This window comes from Achromobacter pestifer, assembly GCF_902859625.1.
GTDB classification, from domain to species: Bacteria; Pseudomonadota; Gammaproteobacteria; order Burkholderiales; family Burkholderiaceae_B; genus Achromobacter; species Achromobacter pestifer.
The window spans coordinates 66,434-83,185 of the sequence record NZ_CADIJX010000006.1 but is presented as its reverse complement, the minus strand read 5'-3'; the positions used below and the strand labels follow the sequence as shown (position 1 = coordinate 83,185).

General features: G+C 63.6%; 17 protein-coding genes. 8 read left to right on the top strand and 9 right to left on the bottom strand.

All coding sequences use genetic code 11. From position 1 onward, the window contains the following. Positions 1-47: 47 nt before the first annotated feature. From HV753_RS22265 to rpsP, 4 genes are all read right to left on the bottom strand, one after another. Positions 48-734 carry a helix-turn-helix domain-containing protein gene (locus HV753_RS22265; protein ID WP_175176763.1) on the bottom strand — a complete coding sequence of 229 codons (687 nt, stop codon included), beginning with the start codon at positions 732-734 and terminating at the stop codon, positions 48-50. A 106-nt stretch (positions 735-840) separates the two neighbouring features. Then, positions 841-1,689 carry a tRNA (guanosine(37)-N1)-methyltransferase TrmD gene (gene trmD, locus HV753_RS22260; RefSeq protein WP_175176762.1) on the bottom strand — a complete coding sequence of 283 codons (849 nt, stop codon included), beginning with the start codon at positions 1,687-1,689 and terminating at the stop codon, positions 841-843. Further along, entirely contained in the window at positions 1,689-2,306 is a 618-nt protein-coding gene (gene rimM, locus HV753_RS22255; RefSeq protein WP_175176761.1) for a ribosome maturation factor RimM, read from the bottom strand. The genes trmD and rimM overlap by 1 nt, the downstream gene beginning before the upstream one ends. 83 nt (positions 2,307-2,389) lie before the next feature. Then, entirely contained in the window at positions 2,390-2,650 is a 261-nt protein-coding gene (rpsP, locus tag HV753_RS22250; RefSeq protein WP_175176760.1) for a 30S ribosomal protein S16, read from the bottom strand. 441 nt (positions 2,651-3,091) lie between these two features. Here rpsP and HV753_RS22245 point away from each other — a divergent pair, with 441 nt between their 5' ends. Next, on the top strand, positions 3,092-3,673 hold the full coding sequence (locus HV753_RS22245; RefSeq protein WP_175176759.1) for a hypothetical protein: 582 nt from the start codon (positions 3,092-3,094) through the stop codon (positions 3,671-3,673). Positions 3,674-3,778: 105 nt separating this feature from the next. On the opposite strand, the gene HV753_RS22240 is transcribed toward HV753_RS22245, so the two are convergent. After that, complete coding sequence (locus HV753_RS22240) at positions 3,779-4,483, bottom strand: TetR/AcrR family transcriptional regulator (RefSeq protein WP_175176758.1); 705 nt, start codon at positions 4,481-4,483, stop codon at positions 3,779-3,781. 184 nt (positions 4,484-4,667) lie between these two features. Here HV753_RS22240 and HV753_RS22235 point away from each other — a divergent pair, with 184 nt between their 5' ends. Genes HV753_RS22235 through HV753_RS22205 form a run of 7 tightly spaced genes read left to right on the top strand, consistent with a single transcriptional unit; the run spans position 4,668 to position 11,953 of the window. Beyond that, entirely contained in the window at positions 4,668-5,927 is a 1,260-nt protein-coding gene (locus HV753_RS22235) for an alpha/beta hydrolase family protein (protein WP_175176757.1), read from the top strand. Between the two features lie 23 nt (positions 5,928-5,950). Next, positions 5,951-6,847, top strand: a complete 897-nt coding sequence (locus HV753_RS22230; RefSeq protein WP_175176756.1) for a VOC family protein — start codon at positions 5,951-5,953, stop codon at positions 6,845-6,847. Between the two features lie 22 nt (positions 6,848-6,869). After that, positions 6,870-8,549: an AMP-binding protein gene (locus HV753_RS22225; protein ID WP_175176755.1), complete on the top strand. Its 1,680-nt coding sequence runs from the start codon at positions 6,870-6,872 to the stop codon at positions 8,547-8,549. Further along, positions 8,546-9,022 (top strand): acyl-CoA thioesterase, encoded by a 477-nt coding sequence (locus HV753_RS22220; RefSeq protein WP_175176754.1) that lies wholly within the window; start codon positions 8,546-8,548, stop codon positions 9,020-9,022. The genes HV753_RS22225 and HV753_RS22220 overlap by 4 nt, the downstream gene beginning before the upstream one ends. Further along, positions 9,019-10,185, top strand: a complete 1,167-nt coding sequence (locus HV753_RS22215; RefSeq protein ID WP_175176753.1) for an FAD-dependent monooxygenase — start codon at positions 9,019-9,021, stop codon at positions 10,183-10,185. The genes HV753_RS22220 and HV753_RS22215 overlap by 4 nt, the downstream gene beginning before the upstream one ends. Positions 10,186-10,211: 26 nt before the next feature. Beyond that, entirely contained in the window at positions 10,212-11,186 is a 975-nt protein-coding gene (locus HV753_RS22210; RefSeq protein ID WP_175176752.1) for a Bug family tripartite tricarboxylate transporter substrate binding protein, read from the top strand. 17 nt (positions 11,187-11,203) lie between these two features. Next, positions 11,204-11,953 (top strand): maleate cis-trans isomerase family protein, encoded by a 750-nt coding sequence (locus HV753_RS22205; RefSeq protein WP_175176751.1) that lies wholly within the window; start codon positions 11,204-11,206, stop codon positions 11,951-11,953. Positions 11,954-12,017: 64 nt separating this feature from the next. Here HV753_RS22205 and HV753_RS22200 read toward each other — a convergent pair whose 3' ends face one another. The 4 genes from HV753_RS22200 to HV753_RS22185 form a co-directional block, all read right to left on the bottom strand. Next, entirely contained in the window at positions 12,018-12,287 is a 270-nt protein-coding gene (locus HV753_RS22200; protein WP_175176750.1) for a sulfurtransferase TusA family protein, read from the bottom strand. After that, entirely contained in the window at positions 12,287-14,911 is a 2,625-nt protein-coding gene (gene alaS, locus HV753_RS22195) for an alanine--tRNA ligase (protein WP_175176749.1), read from the bottom strand. The genes HV753_RS22200 and alaS overlap by 1 nt, the downstream gene beginning before the upstream one ends. A 79-nt stretch (positions 14,912-14,990) precedes the next feature. After that, complete coding sequence (locus HV753_RS22190) at positions 14,991-16,040, bottom strand: prepilin (RefSeq protein ID WP_246288357.1); 1,050 nt, start codon at positions 16,038-16,040, stop codon at positions 14,991-14,993. A 41-nt stretch (positions 16,041-16,081) separates the two neighbouring features. Beyond that, positions 16,082-16,699 (bottom strand): type 4 pilus major pilin, encoded by a 618-nt coding sequence (locus HV753_RS22185; RefSeq protein WP_175176748.1) that lies wholly within the window; start codon positions 16,697-16,699, stop codon positions 16,082-16,084. Positions 16,700-16,752: the final 53 nt, after the last annotated feature.

Below are 16,752 nucleotides of genomic sequence, written 5' to 3'. Positions count from 1 at the left end.
GGCGTGGCGATCCCCTGTGTCGTCGCGCCGCTATGGATGCTGTGCGCTTATGGCGCCTGTTGCGTGTCGTCCCCCGCGGCTTGAGTGATGTTGGAGATGGCCCAGATGACTTCCGTCGTCTGCGACCCAGGATTGCGCCAGCGGCGCGGCGTGCTGCTGGCGTAGCAAAAACTGTCGCCCTCGTTGAGCAACATGACGCGGTCGCCCACCCAGAGTTCCAGCGACCCCTTGAGCACCACGCCGATCTGCTCGCCCTGCCCCGTCACGAAAAGCTCCTGGCCGGTGGAGCCACCGGGCTCGATGGTGGCGCGGCACAGATCCATGCTGCGGCAGGCAGGCGGGGTGTACATCTCTTTGCTGATGCCCTTTTCGCTCAAGTCGATAAAGCGGTGCGTGCCGGCGCGGGCAACACGGCCGCCGTCTTCGCTTTGCGTGTGTTCGGCGTTGCGCAGCAGCGAATTCACGGACACATTGAACTCGCGCGCCAGCATGTGCAGCACCTTTACCGATGCGGAACTCAGGCCACGCTCGATCTGGCTCAACAGGCCCAATGACATCCCGCAAGCCCGGGCCACTTCCGCCAGTGAACGGCCCTGCTGCTTACGCAGTTGGCGCAGTTGCTGGCCCAACCAGAGATCAACGGCGGATTCGGGCCTGCCCGCCAACGCACTGGCCATGGACGGCAGTGCGGCTCGACGTTCAGGGGCGGATCGGCCAGAAGAGGATCGCGTCATATGAAAATTTCATTTGCATGTAATTTTCAATACTAAGGAGCAGCCGAACTGCCCACAACCTAGGAACATCCCTAGCGTTTGCAGGCAGATCAGCGGAGGAAACCGCTTAGGACTCGTCTGAGGTCTTCGGAGGCTGGGCCGGCTTTGCCGACGGTTTGCGCCGGCGCTTGGGCGCGTCGGCGGCAGGGTCGTAAGTGCCGGCCAGTTCTGCCAGATAGCGCTCGTCCGCCTTGTTCAACCAACCCTTGGCACGGGCAGATTGAATCAGCTCAGGACGACGGGCAGCCGTCAGCGCAAGCGAACGTTCGCGCCGCCAGCGGGCGATATTGGCATGATGGCCGCTGAGTAGCGGCGCGGGCACGGATTCGCCCTCATACACTTCGGGGCGTGTGTAATGCGGGCTGTCCAACAGGCCGGACAAGGTGTCGTTGAACGAATCCTGCAAGGCGGAATCGCCATCGCCCAGCACGCCGGGCACCAGGCGCACGGCAGCATCAATCACCGCCAAGGCGGCAATCTCTCCCCCGGACAACACAAAGTCGCCCAGCGAGATTTCGTGCGTGACGCAACGTTCAATGAAACGCTGGTCCACGCCTTCGTAGCGGCCGCAAATCAGGATGATTCCGTCACTTGCAGCCAGAGTTTCTGCGCCCGCTTGATCGTAGCGCTGGCCAACAGGCGCCAGCAGCGCTACCGGGGCACGGCCCAGGCCTTGCGCGGCGCGCGCTTCCTGGGCGGCATTGACCGCGGCCTCCAAAGGGGCCGCCATCATCACCATTCCGGGGCCGCCGCCATAAGGTCGGTCGTCCACCGTGCGATGGACGTCCTGCGTGAAATCACGGGGATTCCAGGCGTGCAGGGACCACCGGCCTTGCGCATGCGCGCGGCCGGTGACGCCCAGATCGCGCACCACCCCGAACATTTCGGGAAAGAGCGTAATGACGTCAAATCGCATCAAAGATCCGCCGGCCAGTCGCTGTCTATGCGGCGAGCAGCCAGATCGACGGCGTGTATGTGCGCACGTACGAACGGAACAAGCATTTCGGCGGGTCGGCCTTTGGCATTCACGATAGGTTCGGGCCCTTCGGCTCCAACCTTCTGGCAGAAGACCTTCAACACGGCGTGAGCGCCGTTATCAAGGACTTCATCCACCACGCCAATCAGCGCGGGTTCACCGTTGGCGCTGGTATACAGCGAACAACCGATGAGGTCGACCCAGTAGTATTCGTCTTCCTTGGGCGCGGGAAAAGAACCGCGCGGCGCTTGCACGGAGTACCCGCGCAAGGCTTCCGCCTGATCGCGATCCGCAATGCCTGCCAGCTGGGCCACCACGGTGGCACCCTGCGGACGGACTTGCAAAACCTTGATTGCGACAGGCGCAGACGCGACAGCGCCCCGCGCCAATTCAGGCACAGGGCGAGTCAACCACCATTGAGACGCTGAGAGCAGCACTTCGGCATTGGCCGAATGTGGCTGCACCTTAACCCAGCCTTTCACACCGTAGGCTGCTGTGATGCGGCCCAGCTCGATCAAATCCGTAGGTGCCGCGTTGAAGGTTGCGGCATCAGACATGTATCGCGCTCTTGGTAATAATGAAACAGCTAAGAATGGTAGCTTTACAGCTGAACTAACGGCTGGCTGTACGACGCAGGCAATTAAGCTGCGGCGGAAACTTTAGCCGAGTAGTCCTTGACCAGACGCTCGACAGCAGGCGACAGCTGTGCGCCAGTGCCGGTCCAGTATTGCACGCGATCCATCGCAATACGCAGGCCTTCCGTGCCTTCGCTAGCAACGGGGTTGTAGAAACCCACGCGCTCGATGAAGCGGCCGTCGCGACGGTTACGCGAATCGGTGGCCACCAGGTTGTAAAACGGACGCTTCTTGGACCCACCGCGGGCCAGGCGAATCACCACCATAGGTAATCCCTTGAATTAGTTGTGAAAAACGGGAAATTCTAGCACTTAAAGGAGCCTGCTGGCAAATGCAGGTGCTGAATCAGTTGTGGCGGCGCAATTTGTATCCTAAAACACCACATCCGGGTATTCTACAAATACGGGCCGGAGCCCGCCGCAGATGAAAGTGTAGCCTCCCAAGCCGCGCTGCGTCTGCATTTCGTGCGGTTGAACTTGAGTGCGTGTGAAGAATAACCCGGTTGGAGAGATCGGTTTTATGTCGACCTGCGCAAGACCTTACGCTTTGCTCCCCCCGGCTACGCCGCTACGGCGCCGCCTTTCTGCTGTTTTCAAACCATCGTCCTGACGAGCGGAATTTCCCGCCGTCTTGCCGTGTCCCCGGTTTTCCCCGCGTTTTTTCCCGTGTTTTTTCCCCAACACTTCCTCTCTGGAGGGTGCCACACCATGAAGAACCAGAAATCCGTCTTCGCCCCCGTCGCGCGCCTGGCGCTGACAGGCCTGTTGCTGGGCACACTGGCGATGCCGCTTGCCGCTTCCGCCCGCGTTGTTGGCGCGGCGCTGACCACGGCATCGGGCAAGGTCACGGCCGTTGACCCTGCTACGCGCACCATCACGCTGCAAGGCGCCAACGGTAACTCCGTGGACGTCGTGGCCGGCTCGGATGTCCGCAACTTCAATCAGATCAAGCCCGGCGATATGCTGACGCTGGATTATTACGAGTCCGTCGCGGTCGACGTGCGCCGCGCAGGCTCCGGCGCCCCGGAAGTCGTGACCGAGACCGCCGCCACGCGCAACGCGAAGGGCGCCAAGCCGGGCGGCGCGGTGGGCCGTCAGACCACGATCACGGCCGAGATCTGGCACATCAACAAAAGCGCCAATCTGGTCACGCTGAAAGGTCCGCAAGGCGGCATGCGCACGATCCAGGTCAAGGATCCTGCCCTGCAAGCGCGCTTGCAGCAGCTCAAGGAAGGCGACCTGGTGGACTTCACCATCACCCAGGCGGTCGCGGCGGCCATCCACAAGTAAGCACGCAGGCGCCATGCCGCCTGCCTTCGGGCTAGCGAAACGCCCGCACCGTTCGAGAAGGACGGTGCGGGTGTTTGTCATGTCTGTCATGGCTGCGCGCTACGCTCAACGAGCGGAAAGGACTGCCTTCTCCAGGTAGTCCAAGTCTTCGCGGACCAAGCGCAACGATTCCCGCACATCAGCGGGCTCCCTGGGACGACGTGCCTCATCGCGCAGTAGCGCATTGACGGCCATCTCCGCCATGATGCCGGCAACCTCCGCCCGGCTGAGCCGCCCGCTGGGCTTGTACCACCAGGCCGACCAGTTGCACATGCCGATCAGGCTGAACGCCGCGACGTGTGCATCGACGATCCGGAACTGCCCTTCCCGCACGCCCCGTTCGATCACGCTGCTGAAATTTTCCAGCACGTTGCGGCGTGAGCTCTGCACCGATGCCCGCTGCTTCGGGCTCATGTCAGCCTCGGTGCGGTCGGCCACACGGAACTCCGCGGGGCGCGACAAGATCAGTTCGGCGTGTTGCGCAACCAAGGCGCGCAAAGCGGTTACCGGGTCGATGTCGTCTCGCGCAACCGTCTCGCCTGCCAGCTTGCGCGCGGCGCTAAGCACCTCTTCGGTCAGCGACCGCTGGATGGCTTCCTTGTTCTTGAAATAGTAGTAGACCGCGGTGCGGCTAAGCCCCAGGGCTTCGGCGATGTCCTGCATGCTGGTGCCGGCCGTTCCTCTTTCGATGAACAGCTTTGCCGCCACATCGAGGATGGCGCTGCGCAGCGCCTCGCCCTTCAGGCTTGCCTTGATCGGTACGTCAGTCACGGTTGCGGTGTCCTTTCACTGCTGCACGGCAACGGGCTCCCTTTCCCGCCGGGCCCGTCGAATCGCCCATTATTTTCCTTAAATTGACGCTCACGTCAAATTATTTACTTTAATTGACACTGACGTCAAATATTTGTCTAATGCGACAAAACAGGCTGCCTTGCAGCGTGGAAAGGAGACAAACGTGGCAATCGAAACCTCTACGGGCCCGGTCAACGCGGGCTTTCTGAATACCGACTGGAACCCTCGCGACCTTCCTGCGGGCGCCTCGACTCGCAATGTCGTGCTGCGTACCGACGACGGCGCCGCGACGTCCGGTTCGCTCTACTTGCCCGCCGGCAAGCGTCCCGACACGGTGGTGTGCGTGATGCACCCGCGCGAATTCATGGCTTGCCATTACCTGATCCCGGACATCGTCGGCGCAGGCTGCGCGGCATGGTCGCAAGGCGCGCGTTCGGTCGGGAACGACCTGCGCCTGGAGCACGAAATCGCCTTGCACGATGTGGCGGCAGGCCTGCGCTTCCTGCGCGAACAGGGTTTCGTCCATATCGTGTTGCTGGGCAATTCGGGCGGCGCCGGTCTCTACTCCCTCTACGCCCAGCAATCGGCGCTAGCCGGTGCGCAACGCCTGGCGCGCACCCCGGGCGGCAAACGCACTGGGTTGGCCGAACTGGATATGCCGGATGTGCAGGGCATGGTGCTGGTGGGTCCGCACCCCGGCCAGGGCGCTCTGCTCATGAATTGCATTGATCCGTCGGTCGCCGATGAGCAGGACGCGCTATCGGTCACGCCGGACCTGGACCCGCTGGATCCGGGCAACGGCTACCGGCCCAAAGGCCAAGCGCGCTATGCGCCGGATTTCGTCTCCCGCTATCGGGCCGCTCAGCAGGCGCGCGTGGCTCGCCTGGATGCCGTGGCGCAAAAGATGATCGCCGAGCGGCTACAGGCGCGCGAACAGGTCAAGAGCGGCACGGATACGTCAGCCGACTGCCGACGCCGGGCGGCCCATACGCCTGTGCTTACCGTCTGGCGTACCGACGCAGACTTGCGCTGCCTGGACTTGGAGCGGGATCCGTCCGACCGCCACCCTGGCTCGCTATGGGGCAAAGATCCCTATGCCTCCAACTATGGCGCCGTCGGCTTCGCACGCTTCTGCACGCCCGAGAGCTGGTTGTCGACCTGGTCGGGCCTTTCGTCCAACGCGGCCCTCGCCCATACGGCGCCAGCCATCGTCCAGCCCACCTTGCTTATTGAATACACCGGCGACCAGGCTTGTTTTCCCGCCGACGTGCGAGCGATCCGCGACGCCATCGCGGCGTCCGACAAACAACATCTGCGCATCCGTGGCGATCACCACGGCCGCGCCCTGCAAGACGGCGAAGAGCCCGGGCGTTATCTCGCTGGCCGCGAACTCGCCGCCTGGCTGCAAGCACGTTTCCTGTAATCCTTGACTGACGGAGTAGCCGCATGACTGCATCTCAATTGACGCCCGCCCCCCTGAGGCTGCACGGCGTGGACCATACCGCCAGGCCCACCTGGCGCCTGCGTGCGACCGTGGAGTTCTATCGTGACATCCTTGGACTGCCGCTTGTCCATGTCATTTCCGCACGCGGCTGGGGCCCCCAGACGCATCCTGATTTCCTGCACTTCTTCTTCGACAGCGGCCAGGGCAGCACGATCGCTTTCTTCTACTACCTGGGCTCCGAAGAACCCGAGTCCCTGCACGGCCGCAGCCGCATGCGTCCGCTTCCCGACGACCATATCGGCGACGCTACGCATACGGCCTGGGTGGTGCAAGACGAAGATGAGCTCAAGGCCTGGAAGAAGAAACTGGAAGACGCCGGCCTGGAGGTTTCCGTCGAGACCCGCCACGAAGTGATCGAGTCCATCTACGTGCGGGATCCCAATGGCTACTTCATTGAATTCACGCGCAAACTGCGCCCGCTGGGCAACATCGACGCGGTGGACGCGGACTTGACCCTACAGGCCGCGATCCAAGCCGAGGATGAAGCCCTGGCCGCCGGAAGGCGCATCACTCATATCGATGGAATCTGGACGCGCAAGGCTGCACTGGTCGAAGCCTTGCTGACGGACCAGGACGGCAGCAAGCCGGGCGTACGGATCTTCGTGCCCCGCGTGGAGGAGTTCGCGCCGCTCGTGCGCGATGCGGAACAGCGCGACGATTGCGCCGTGGTGCAGGGAGAACATTTCGATTGCATCCAGGGTGATGGCCCCCTGGAGTTTCGCCGCAAGACGCTCGGTCTGAAGCCCGCTGTCTGGTATGGGCTGTTCACGGGCGGGGTAAGCGGCACCATCGCCGTGCTGGACCGCGACCACGTACGAATCGAGCCCATGGCCGCGTAAGCCAGACAAGGAGGAGACAGACATGCGGAACATTCGCTACCCCATAGAGGGCGTCATATATCACCCCGAGGAACGGGCTCACGGCTATTTCGCAAGCGGCGCCTGGCGTCCCCTGACGGTCGGACAGGCCTTGCGCGCGACGGCACAGCGCTGTGGCGACCGCCTCGCCATCATCACCGCCGAAGGCAGTCTCGGCTTCGCCGAGCTGGACGCCCGCACGGAACGGCTGGCGGCTGCCTTGCTGGAAACGGGCTTGCGCCCCGGCGACCGCGCCATCTTCCAGATGGGCACCACGCTGGAAACCGCACTTGCGCTGTTGGCCTGCTACAAAGCCGGCATCGTGCCCGTGTGTTCGCTGCCGCAGCATCGTGAACTTGAAATCGGACAGTTGATCCGCCAATCGGGTGCACGCGCCTATTTTGTCCAGGCTGACTTCAGCGCGTTCGACCTGCCCGGATTCGCGGCGCGGATGATGCAGGCCCATCCCGGGCTTGAGCATCTGATCGTGGCGCGAGGGAAAGCGGCCGGCGGACTGTCCCTGCAAGAGCTCATTGACGGCATGCCGTTGGCGCGTGCCCGTACCCGGTTGATCGGACAGGAACCCGGCTGCGAAGATGTACTGGGCTTCCAGCTATCGGGCGGCACCACCGGGGTGCCCAAGATCATCCCCCGCTTTCATGCCGAGTATCTGGCGCACGCGCTGGCCTGCGCCCAACACTACCAACTGCGCGAGGACGACCGCATCATCTGGGCGCTGCCCTTGCTGCACAACGCCGCGCAAGTCTATGTGCTGATGCCCCTGGTCCTGATGGGACTGTCGGCGGTATTCATGTCGCGGGTGGATGTGCCGCGCATGCTGGAGCTCATCGAAGAACACCACGTCACCCGCGCCATCTCCATCGGTCCCATCGCCCCGCAACTGATGGCCTATGCCGATCTTGCGCGGCATGATTTGTCTTCGCTGCGGCTGTTCACCACCATGAGCGCGGCCGACCGTCTGGAAGCGCACCTGGGCGTCCCCTGCTCCAATCTGTTCGGCATCACCGAGGGCTTGCTGCTGGGCTCGCCGGCCAGCGCGCCCGCCCATGTGCGCCACAAGACCCAAGGTCGCTCGGGCGCCGCCGAAGACGAGATCCGGCTGCTGGCGCCCGGCACCGAGACACTCGTGGCTCCCGGCCAGATGGGCGAGCTCTGTTTTCGAGGCCCCTCCACCGTGCCCGGATTCTTCGATGCGCCGCAAGCCAATGCCGACGCCTTTACCTCGGACGGCTTCTACCGCACCGGTGACATGATGACCGAGCACGTCCATGACGGTGAGGTCCACTACACCTTCGAGGGCCGCCTGCGCGACAACATCAACCGGGGCGGCGAGAAGATCGGTTGCGAGGAAGTCGAGGCCTTGGTCAGCGCGCATCCCGCGGTGTCCGAGGCGCGGCTGGTCGCCATGCCCGATCCCTTTTATGGCGAAAAAGGCTGCATCTTCATTATTCCGCGCCCCGGGCACGCCGCCCCCTCCGTACAGGAATTGCTGTCCTTCCTGGTGGCGCAGGGTCTGGCGAAATACAAATGCCCCGAGCGCATTGAAGTCATCGACGCATTCCCCGTGACCAAGGTAGGCAAGCTCGACAAGACGGCGCTGCGCCGGCTGATCGGCGAAATACTCAATGACGAAGCGGCCCGCGCGGCAGGAGGCCAGCCATGATGTGCACCGAGTACGTGGTCAGCGAAACGCCCTTCGTCGTCCGGAGACGAGTCAAGTGGGGGGATTGTGATCCCGCTGGCGTGGTCTACACCGTGACCTTCAGCGAATACGTGATCTCGGCCGCCGAACTCTTCTATGGACGGCTGCTGGGTGGCACGCCGCAGCGGCTCAAGGATGAGCACGGTTTCGGCACCCCGACACGCGCGCTGGCCTTCGATTTCCAGGCATCGCTTTGGCCCGATGAAGAGTTCGACATGGCGGTTCACGTCGAGCGCATCGGCGAACGTTCCTACACCTTGCATATCGCAGCCAGCGTGCGGGGCCTGCCAGCCTTCGATGCACGGCTGACGCCGGTTTGCGTGGCACGCGGCGAACGCCGGGCCATCCCCATCCCCGCCGCCATGCGCAGCGCCTTGCTTGCCTATCAGGCAGATTGCGCGCAAGCCGCGCCCTCCAGGAGTTCAGCATCATGAAGATCGCCGTTATTGGGGCTGGCCCCGCCGGCCTGTATTTCTCCTTGCTTGCCAAGAAGCACAATCCCGACCACGACATCCAGGTCTACGAGCAAAATCCGCAGGGCGCGACTTACGGATGGGGCGTGGTGTTCTCGGATATCGGCCTGGCCTTCCTGCGCGAGGCTGACCCCGAGTTCTTCCAGGCCTTTGTCGCGCACCATGAGCACTGCAACTACATGGAGATCGTGCACCGGGGTGAACGCATCCAAGTGCAAGGCAACCATTTTTCGCGCACCTCGCGGCTGGACATGCTGAAGGTGCTGGAGCAGGCGTGCCTGAAGGCGGGGGTTCGCATCACCCATGACCACCGCATCGAAGACGTTTCGCGCCTGGCCGACGACGTCGACATGGTGATTGCCGCCGATGGCTCCAACAGCGCCGTGCGCAAGCAATTCGCCGCTCACTTCCAGCCCAGCTTCGAGCGGCGGCGCAACAAGTTCGCCTGGTATGGCACACGGCAGCGCTTCCATCCCGTATCGCTCATTTTCCGCCAGACCGGGCATGGGATATTCATCGCCCATAGCTACCAATACAGCCCGGAACTGAGCACGTTCCTGGTCGAGGTCGATCCTGACACCTGGCGCCGCGCAGGTCTGGACTGTGCCAGTGAAGAAGAAAGCCGGCGATATTGCGCCGACGTGTTCCGGGCCGATCTGGGCGCCCATGAACTGCTGGGCAATCGCTCCCTTTGGTTCGAGGCAAACATCGTGCGCAATGAGAAATGGTCCCATCGCAACATCGTGCTGTTGGGTGACGCCCTGCGCACGGTGCACTTCTCGCTGGGCTCTGGCACGCGCATGGCCATGCAGGACGCCATCGCCTTGCATGAAGGACTGAAGCTGCACCCAAACGACGTGCAAGCAGCCTTCTCCGTCTTCGAGTCGCGGCGTCGGCCGGCGTCGTCCAATTTCCAAACGGCCGCGGCCCGCAGCCTGGATTGGTACGAGAACGTCGCCGACAAGATGCACTTGAATCCGGTGTCCTTCGCCTACGACTACATGCGGCGCACGGGGCAGGTCAGCCATGAGGATCTGCGCCAGCGCGACCCATCATTTACCGCAGCCTATGAAGCCAGGACGGGTCAGACGGCCGGCAACAAGGATGGCCTGGCCATCCGATAACACCATCCATGGAATATGGAGGAGACATGAAAAAAACACTGATCCTGGCGTTCATCGCCCTGACCGCTCTGGGAGGTGCGTGCCAAGCGCAGCCTTCCGCGTATCCCAGCCACAGCGTGCGCGCCATCTTGCCCTATTCGGTAGGCAGCGGCCCGGATGCGGTGACCCGCATCATCGGCGAACAATTGACGGCCACGTGGAAACAGCCTTTCATCGTCGAGAACAAGCCCGGCGCCAACGGCTGGCTGGCCATTGGCGAAATCAAGCGATCGGCGCCCGACGGTTATTCGGTGGCAGTGGTGGACAACACCCACATGACGCTGCAACCCCATCTGTACAGCAAGATGCCCTTCGACCCCGTGCGGGACTTCGCGGCGGTCGCCCCCATCTACACCACGAACTTCTTCATCGTCGTCTCGGCCAATTCGCCATGGCGCAGCGTCACCGACCTGATCGAAGCCGCACGCAAGCAGCCGGGCCTGCTGACTTACGGAAGCTGGGGCATGGGCAGCGTGGCGCATGTCGGTTCGACCCTGTTCGAGCGCAAGACCGGCACGACCATGACGCACGTGCCCTTCAAGGAACTGCCGCAGCTGTATACCGCCGTGGCCAATGGCGAGGTGGACTGGGCCTTCGGCACGGCCGCGACAGTGCAGAACCTGTATCAGGCCAAGCGGGTCAAGCTGCTGGCTCTGGCGGCACCTGCGCGCTTGCCGCTCTATTCCGACGTGCCCACCGTGTCGGAAGCCGGTGGTCCGAGCGATTTCGAGCTCAAGACCTGGGTGGCGGCCTTTGCCCCCAAGGGCACATCGGCCGACGTGATCCAGCGCCTGAATAGCGCCATCACCACGGCGCTGGCAGCCCCCGCCGTGCGCGAGCGCTTCCGGACATTTGGCTTTGAACCCTGGGTTGGTGATGCCGCGACGGTCGTGCGCGCCCAGGAGCAGGACTCCGCCCGCTTCGCCGACATCGTCAAGCAAGCCAACATTTCCCTGGATTGAACCGCAAAGGAAACACCATGAGCCGCCCCTACCGCATCGGCCAGATCGTCCCCAGTTCCAATACCACCATGGAAACGGAGATCCCGGCCATGTTGCGTGCGCGTGAGGCCATTCGGCCAGAGCGCTTCACTTTCCACAGCAGCCGCATGCGCATGCACAAGGTCACGCCCGCCGAACTGCAAGCCATGAACCGCGAAGGACTGCGCTGTGCCGCGGAACTTGCCGACGCGCGCATGGACGTCATCAGCACCGCTTGCCTTGTCGCCATCATGGCCATGGGGCCGGGCTACCACCGCCAGACCGAAAACGAACTGGGCGAGATCGCCCGCGCCAACCATTGCCTGGCGCCCGTCATGACTTCTGCCGGCGCCCTGATCGATGGCCTGCATCGTCTGGGCGCACGCAAGATCTCTCTGATGGCGCCGTACATGCGGCCGCTGACCGACAAGGTGGTGGCTTATATCGAGAACGAAGGCATCGAGGTGGTGGACGCCATGAGCTTCGAGATTCCCGACAATCTTGATGTGGGTCGGCGCGACCCGATGCAGCTGATTGAAGACGTCAAGCGCCTGGACACACGCGGCGTCGACGCTGTCGTGCTGTCGGCCTGCGTGCAAATGCCATCTCTGCCGGCGCTCCAGGTCGTGCAAGACACGATGGAGATCCCAGTCGTGTCGACGGCCGCCTGCACGGTGTGGCGCATGTTGGAGCACTTGGGGCTGGAACCCGTCACATCGGGTGCCGGCGCGTTGTTGTCAGCCAGGTAGAGGGAAGTCGTGAGACTGGCGGCAGGGTCTGAGGATGAAGACCAGAATCTGCCGCCAGGTCGGCTCAGCGTCGGCGCAGGTAATGCACGCCGCGGCCGTCCTCTTCTTGCTGGGCGACCAGCGCGTTGCCGGTCTGCCGCGCAAAGGCCTGAAAGTCGCGAATAGCGTTGCGATCCGTGGTGATGACGCGCAAGACTTCGCCGCTGGCCATCTGCGCCAATGCCTTCTTGGCACGCAAGATGGGCAGCGGGCAGGTCAAGCCGGTGGCATCCACTTCCTGCTCGAAGGCAGGCGCTTGCGCGCCCGCATCCAGACCGGTATCAACGCTGTCCATCAGAGACGCTCGTCCACCCACTTCTGGACGCCGGCGATAGCCGCAGGCAACGCGGCAATGTCCGTGCCGCCGCCCATGGCCATGTCGGGACGGCCACCGCCCTTGCCACCCACCTGGCTGGCGACAAAGCCAACCAGGTCACCGGCCTTGATGCGGTCAGTCAGGTCGGCGGTCACGCCGCCCACCACGCTGATCTTGCCATCGGCGGAACCGGTAGCCAGCAGCACGACGGCCGGCTTCAGGCGGTCTTTCAGGTTGTCGACCATGCCACGCAGGGCCTTGGGATCCACGTCGCCGATGCTGGCGGCCAGAACCTTGATGCCCTTGACGTCGACGGCTGCGGTGGTGGCCAGATCGTTGCCCGCGCTGGCGGCGAGTTTGTTGCGGGATTGCTCCAGGTCTTTTTCAAGCGCCTTGACCTGATCCTGCACCTGCGCGATGCGTGCCGGCACGTCGGCCGGGGTACTGCGCAGCATGCCCGCGATCTGGTTCAGCAAGGCGTTCTGGTTCTGCACCCAAACCAGGGCGTTGTCGCCGGTGATGGCCTCGATACGGCGCACCCCTGCGGCCACGCCGCCTTCGGAAACGATCTTGAACAGGCCGATGTCGCCCGTGCGGCTGACGTGCGTGCCGCCGCAGAGTTCGCGCGAGAAGCCAATATCCAGCACCCGGACGGTATCGCCGTACTTTTCGCCGAACAGCGCCATGGCGCCGCCCTTGACGGCGTCGTCGTAAGCCATGACCTGGGCCACGGTGGGCTGGTTGGCCAGCACTTCAGCGTTGACGATGGCCTCAACGCGCGCGATCTGCTCGGCGGTCATCGGCGCGTCTTGCGCGAAGTCGAAACGGGTCTTGTCGGGATCCACCAGCGAACCGCGCTGTTGCACGTGCGCACCCAGCACTTCGCGCAAGGCCTTGTGCATCAAGTGGGTCGCGGAGTGGTTGCGGATCGTGCGCGCACGGCGCACCGCGTCAACGCGGGCCAGCAAGGTATCGCCAACGGACAGCGAGCCCGATTCCAGCGTGCCGTGGTGGCCGAACACGCCGGCCTGGATCTTCAGGGTGTCGGCAACGGCAAAGCGCATGCCGTCCGCTTCCAGCAAACCGGTGTCGCCCACCTGGCCGCCCGACTCGGCGTAGAACGGGGTGGCGTCAAGAACGACCACGGCGCTTTGGCCTGCCGTCACTTGCTGCACCTGGGTGCCGTCCACGTACAGGGCCGTCACCTTGACGTTGTCGAGTTCCAGCTTTTCGTAGCCCTCGAAGCGCGTGTGAGCACCTTCGTAGCTGAGGCCTTCGGCCATTTTGAACTTGCCGGCAGCGCGCGCCTGATCGCGCTGACGCTCCATGGCAACCTCGAAACCGGCCATGTCGATTTCCACTTCGCGTTCGCGGCAGATATCGGCGGTCAGGTCCACGGGGAAGCCGTAGGTGTCGTACAGCGTGAACAGCGTGTTGCCGTCCAGCACGCCGCCCTTGGCCACATTGGCCAGGGCCGCATCCAGGATGCGCATGCCATGTTCCAGGGTTTCGCCGAAACGCTCTTCTTCCTGCTTGAGCACTTGGGAAACGCGATCCGCCATGGCGGCCAGTTCCGGATAGGCCTCACCCATTTCGGCCACCAGATCGGGCACCAGGCGATGGAAGAACGGCTTGGTCTGGCCCAGCTTGTACCCATGGCGCAGCGCGCGGCGCACGATGCGGCGCAGCACGTAGCCGCGGCCTTCGTTGCTGGGGATCACGCCGTCCACGATCAGGAACGAGCAAGCGCGGATGTGATCCGCGATGACCTTGAGCGAGTTGTTTTCCAGATCCTGGATACCGGTTTCGCGAGCGGCGGCGGTGATCAGTTTCTGGAAAAGATCGATTTCGTAGTTGGAATGCACGCCTTGCAGGACGGCGGCGATACGCTCCAGACCCATGCCGGTATCGACACAGGGACGCGGCAGGCGCGGCATGTTGCCGGCGGCGTCGCGCTCGAACTGCATGAACACCAGGTTCCAGATCTCGATGTAGCGGTCGCCGTCTTCCTCGGGTGATCCCGGGGGGCCGCCCCAGATCTCGGGGCCGTGGTCAAAGAAGATCTCGGAGCACGGGCCGCAGGGGCCGGTATCGGCCATCTGCCAGAAGTTGTCCGAGGCGTAACGCGCGCCCTTGTTGTCGCCGATGCGGATGATGCGTTCGACCGGCACGCCGACTTCCTTGGCCCAGATGTCATAGGCTTCGTCGTCTTCCTGGTACACGGTGACCCAGAGCTTTTCGGCCGGCAGCTTGTAGACCTGCGTCAACAGTTCCCAGGCGTACTGGATGGCGTCGCGCTTGAAGTAGTCACCGAAGCTGAAGTTGCCCAGCATTTCGAAGAACGTATGGTGGCGGGCGGTGTAGCCCACGTTCTCCAGGTCATTGTGCTTGCCGCCGGCGCGCACACTGCGCTGCGACGACGTGGCGCGCGTGTACGACCGCGATTCCTTGCCCGTGAAGACGTCCTTGAACTGGACCATGCCCGAATTGGTGAAGAGCAAGGTCGGGTCGTTGCCGGGGACGAGCGACGACGAAGGAACAATGGTGTGTCCCTTCGACTTGAAGAATTGCAGGAACTGGCGGCGAATCTCAGAGGATTTCATCGTGGATGACGCAGGATTTAGGCGAATCTTTGATTATAGAGGGTTAGCGGGAAAGCGCGGAACGGAACGGCCGCACTCCCTAGCGGACGCACACATAGCCCGTGGTCCAGCCCTCGGTTTCGGTCCATTTCCCGCCCGCCGACACGATGACTGCCTGGTAACCCGCAGGGCATGAGCACCCTCCGGTACGCGGATTCGCCGTGGATTGACCCGTGTAATGCTGGCAGCCGAATCGATTGTTACTGCTGAACGCTCCGCCAAATCCACCGCTGGCGGGTTGCCAGACCCCGGATTGGCACGCCAGCAGATCGCCCGCATAGGAACTTGCCATCGTGCCGTTGACCACCCCACAAGCGTGCCCCGCCTGGCCTCGGGCGCCCACGCTCAGGTAGGCGCCCGCCGCCACGGACGACGCCACGGTCAGCCCCCCGGCCAGTTGAGGGTCACGCGCATCCCCAATGCGGACGAAAGGATTCAGGTCAGGGAAGGCGGGCGGCTCATCCGCCCCCAGTTCGGCCCCCGCCCCCGCCCAGAGCGCCAGCGTGCCCGGCGGATAGCTGGGCATCCCCGGTGCCAAGGGGTTATCGAAACTGAACGCAGCGCCCCGGACCTGTCCGGGCGTGCCGGGCCAGACTGCCCCGCCGTAGCCGCCCGCGGCCTCGATGACGGACGCAATGCCGATCAGATCCGGCATCTGCGTCCCTGATTTCAATACCGGCGTGGCGCTATAGACCAGGGCATCGATCCGGCAACGCTTGCCCGGGCAGCCGCCCCCTGCATGCACCCGGATCTGCGCGCCAAAGCCCAGCGCGGAGCGTTCAGGGAAGTCCGCCGGCAGATACGCCAGGGTTCGCAGTTCCGACACCGTGGGGGATGCCGGGTCCGCCAACAGCGCCGCGCCGGCTTCGTTCACAGGCGCCTGCCCTTTCGCAAGCGCGTCAAAATGACGGGCCAGCATCCCGGATGCCGCCTGACGGACCTGGGCCATCCACACTCCCGCCGAGCGCGCCGCTGAATCCTCGATCCGTTGGACGACCTGGCTGGAAGCCCAGATCGCAACGATGGAAGTCAGTGCCAACGCCAACGCCAAACCCGGCAATGAGAATCCGACCTGGCGGCTCGTACGCACGGCCGCGCCACGCCGCGCACCATGAAGGCAAGACTGGCGCATCATTTTGCGGTGAACATGAAGGTATTGACCTCGCCCTGACTGCACTGGGCCTGGGCCAGTGCAGCGCGGTAAGGCACGGCGGGCGTGGCAAGTGCATCTTTCACGACCTTGGCGCCTGCACTGCCTCCGATCGAGATGGTTTCCGACATCCGCTGCAATACGGAGGCCAACGCCGGGCAAGCGGCATGGCTGACATTGGTCAGCGTGACCGTGAACGCGGAGCCCAGGCCCGCGCCGCCCAAGGCCGCAGCAACCACCTCGACCACGCCGCTGCGTCCCGACCCGCTGCCGCCCAGTCCATGCACAATGCGCGCCGACGCCCCACTGCCCTGAACGGCCAATACGCTGGAATCGCGCAGCGCATTCGCCATGGCGCCGGTGTCCAAGCCGGTATAGGGCGTGACACCCCCGCCTTGAGCATTGATTTTCATGCTGGCGATGAACCGTTGAAGCTCTTCGCCGACCTTGGGCACCTTGTTTTCGATGACATATGCCCCGATCGCGGGAATGCCGACGATCGCGATCAACAAGACAATGGCCGTCACGATGGACACCTCCATCAAAGAGAATCCCTGCTGCCGCGTCGCGCCGGATCGCGCCTTTTGTATCTGATGCATCATTACCTCCGTTGATTGAATGGAACGCGCATTCGCGCTTGAACCTACCTACG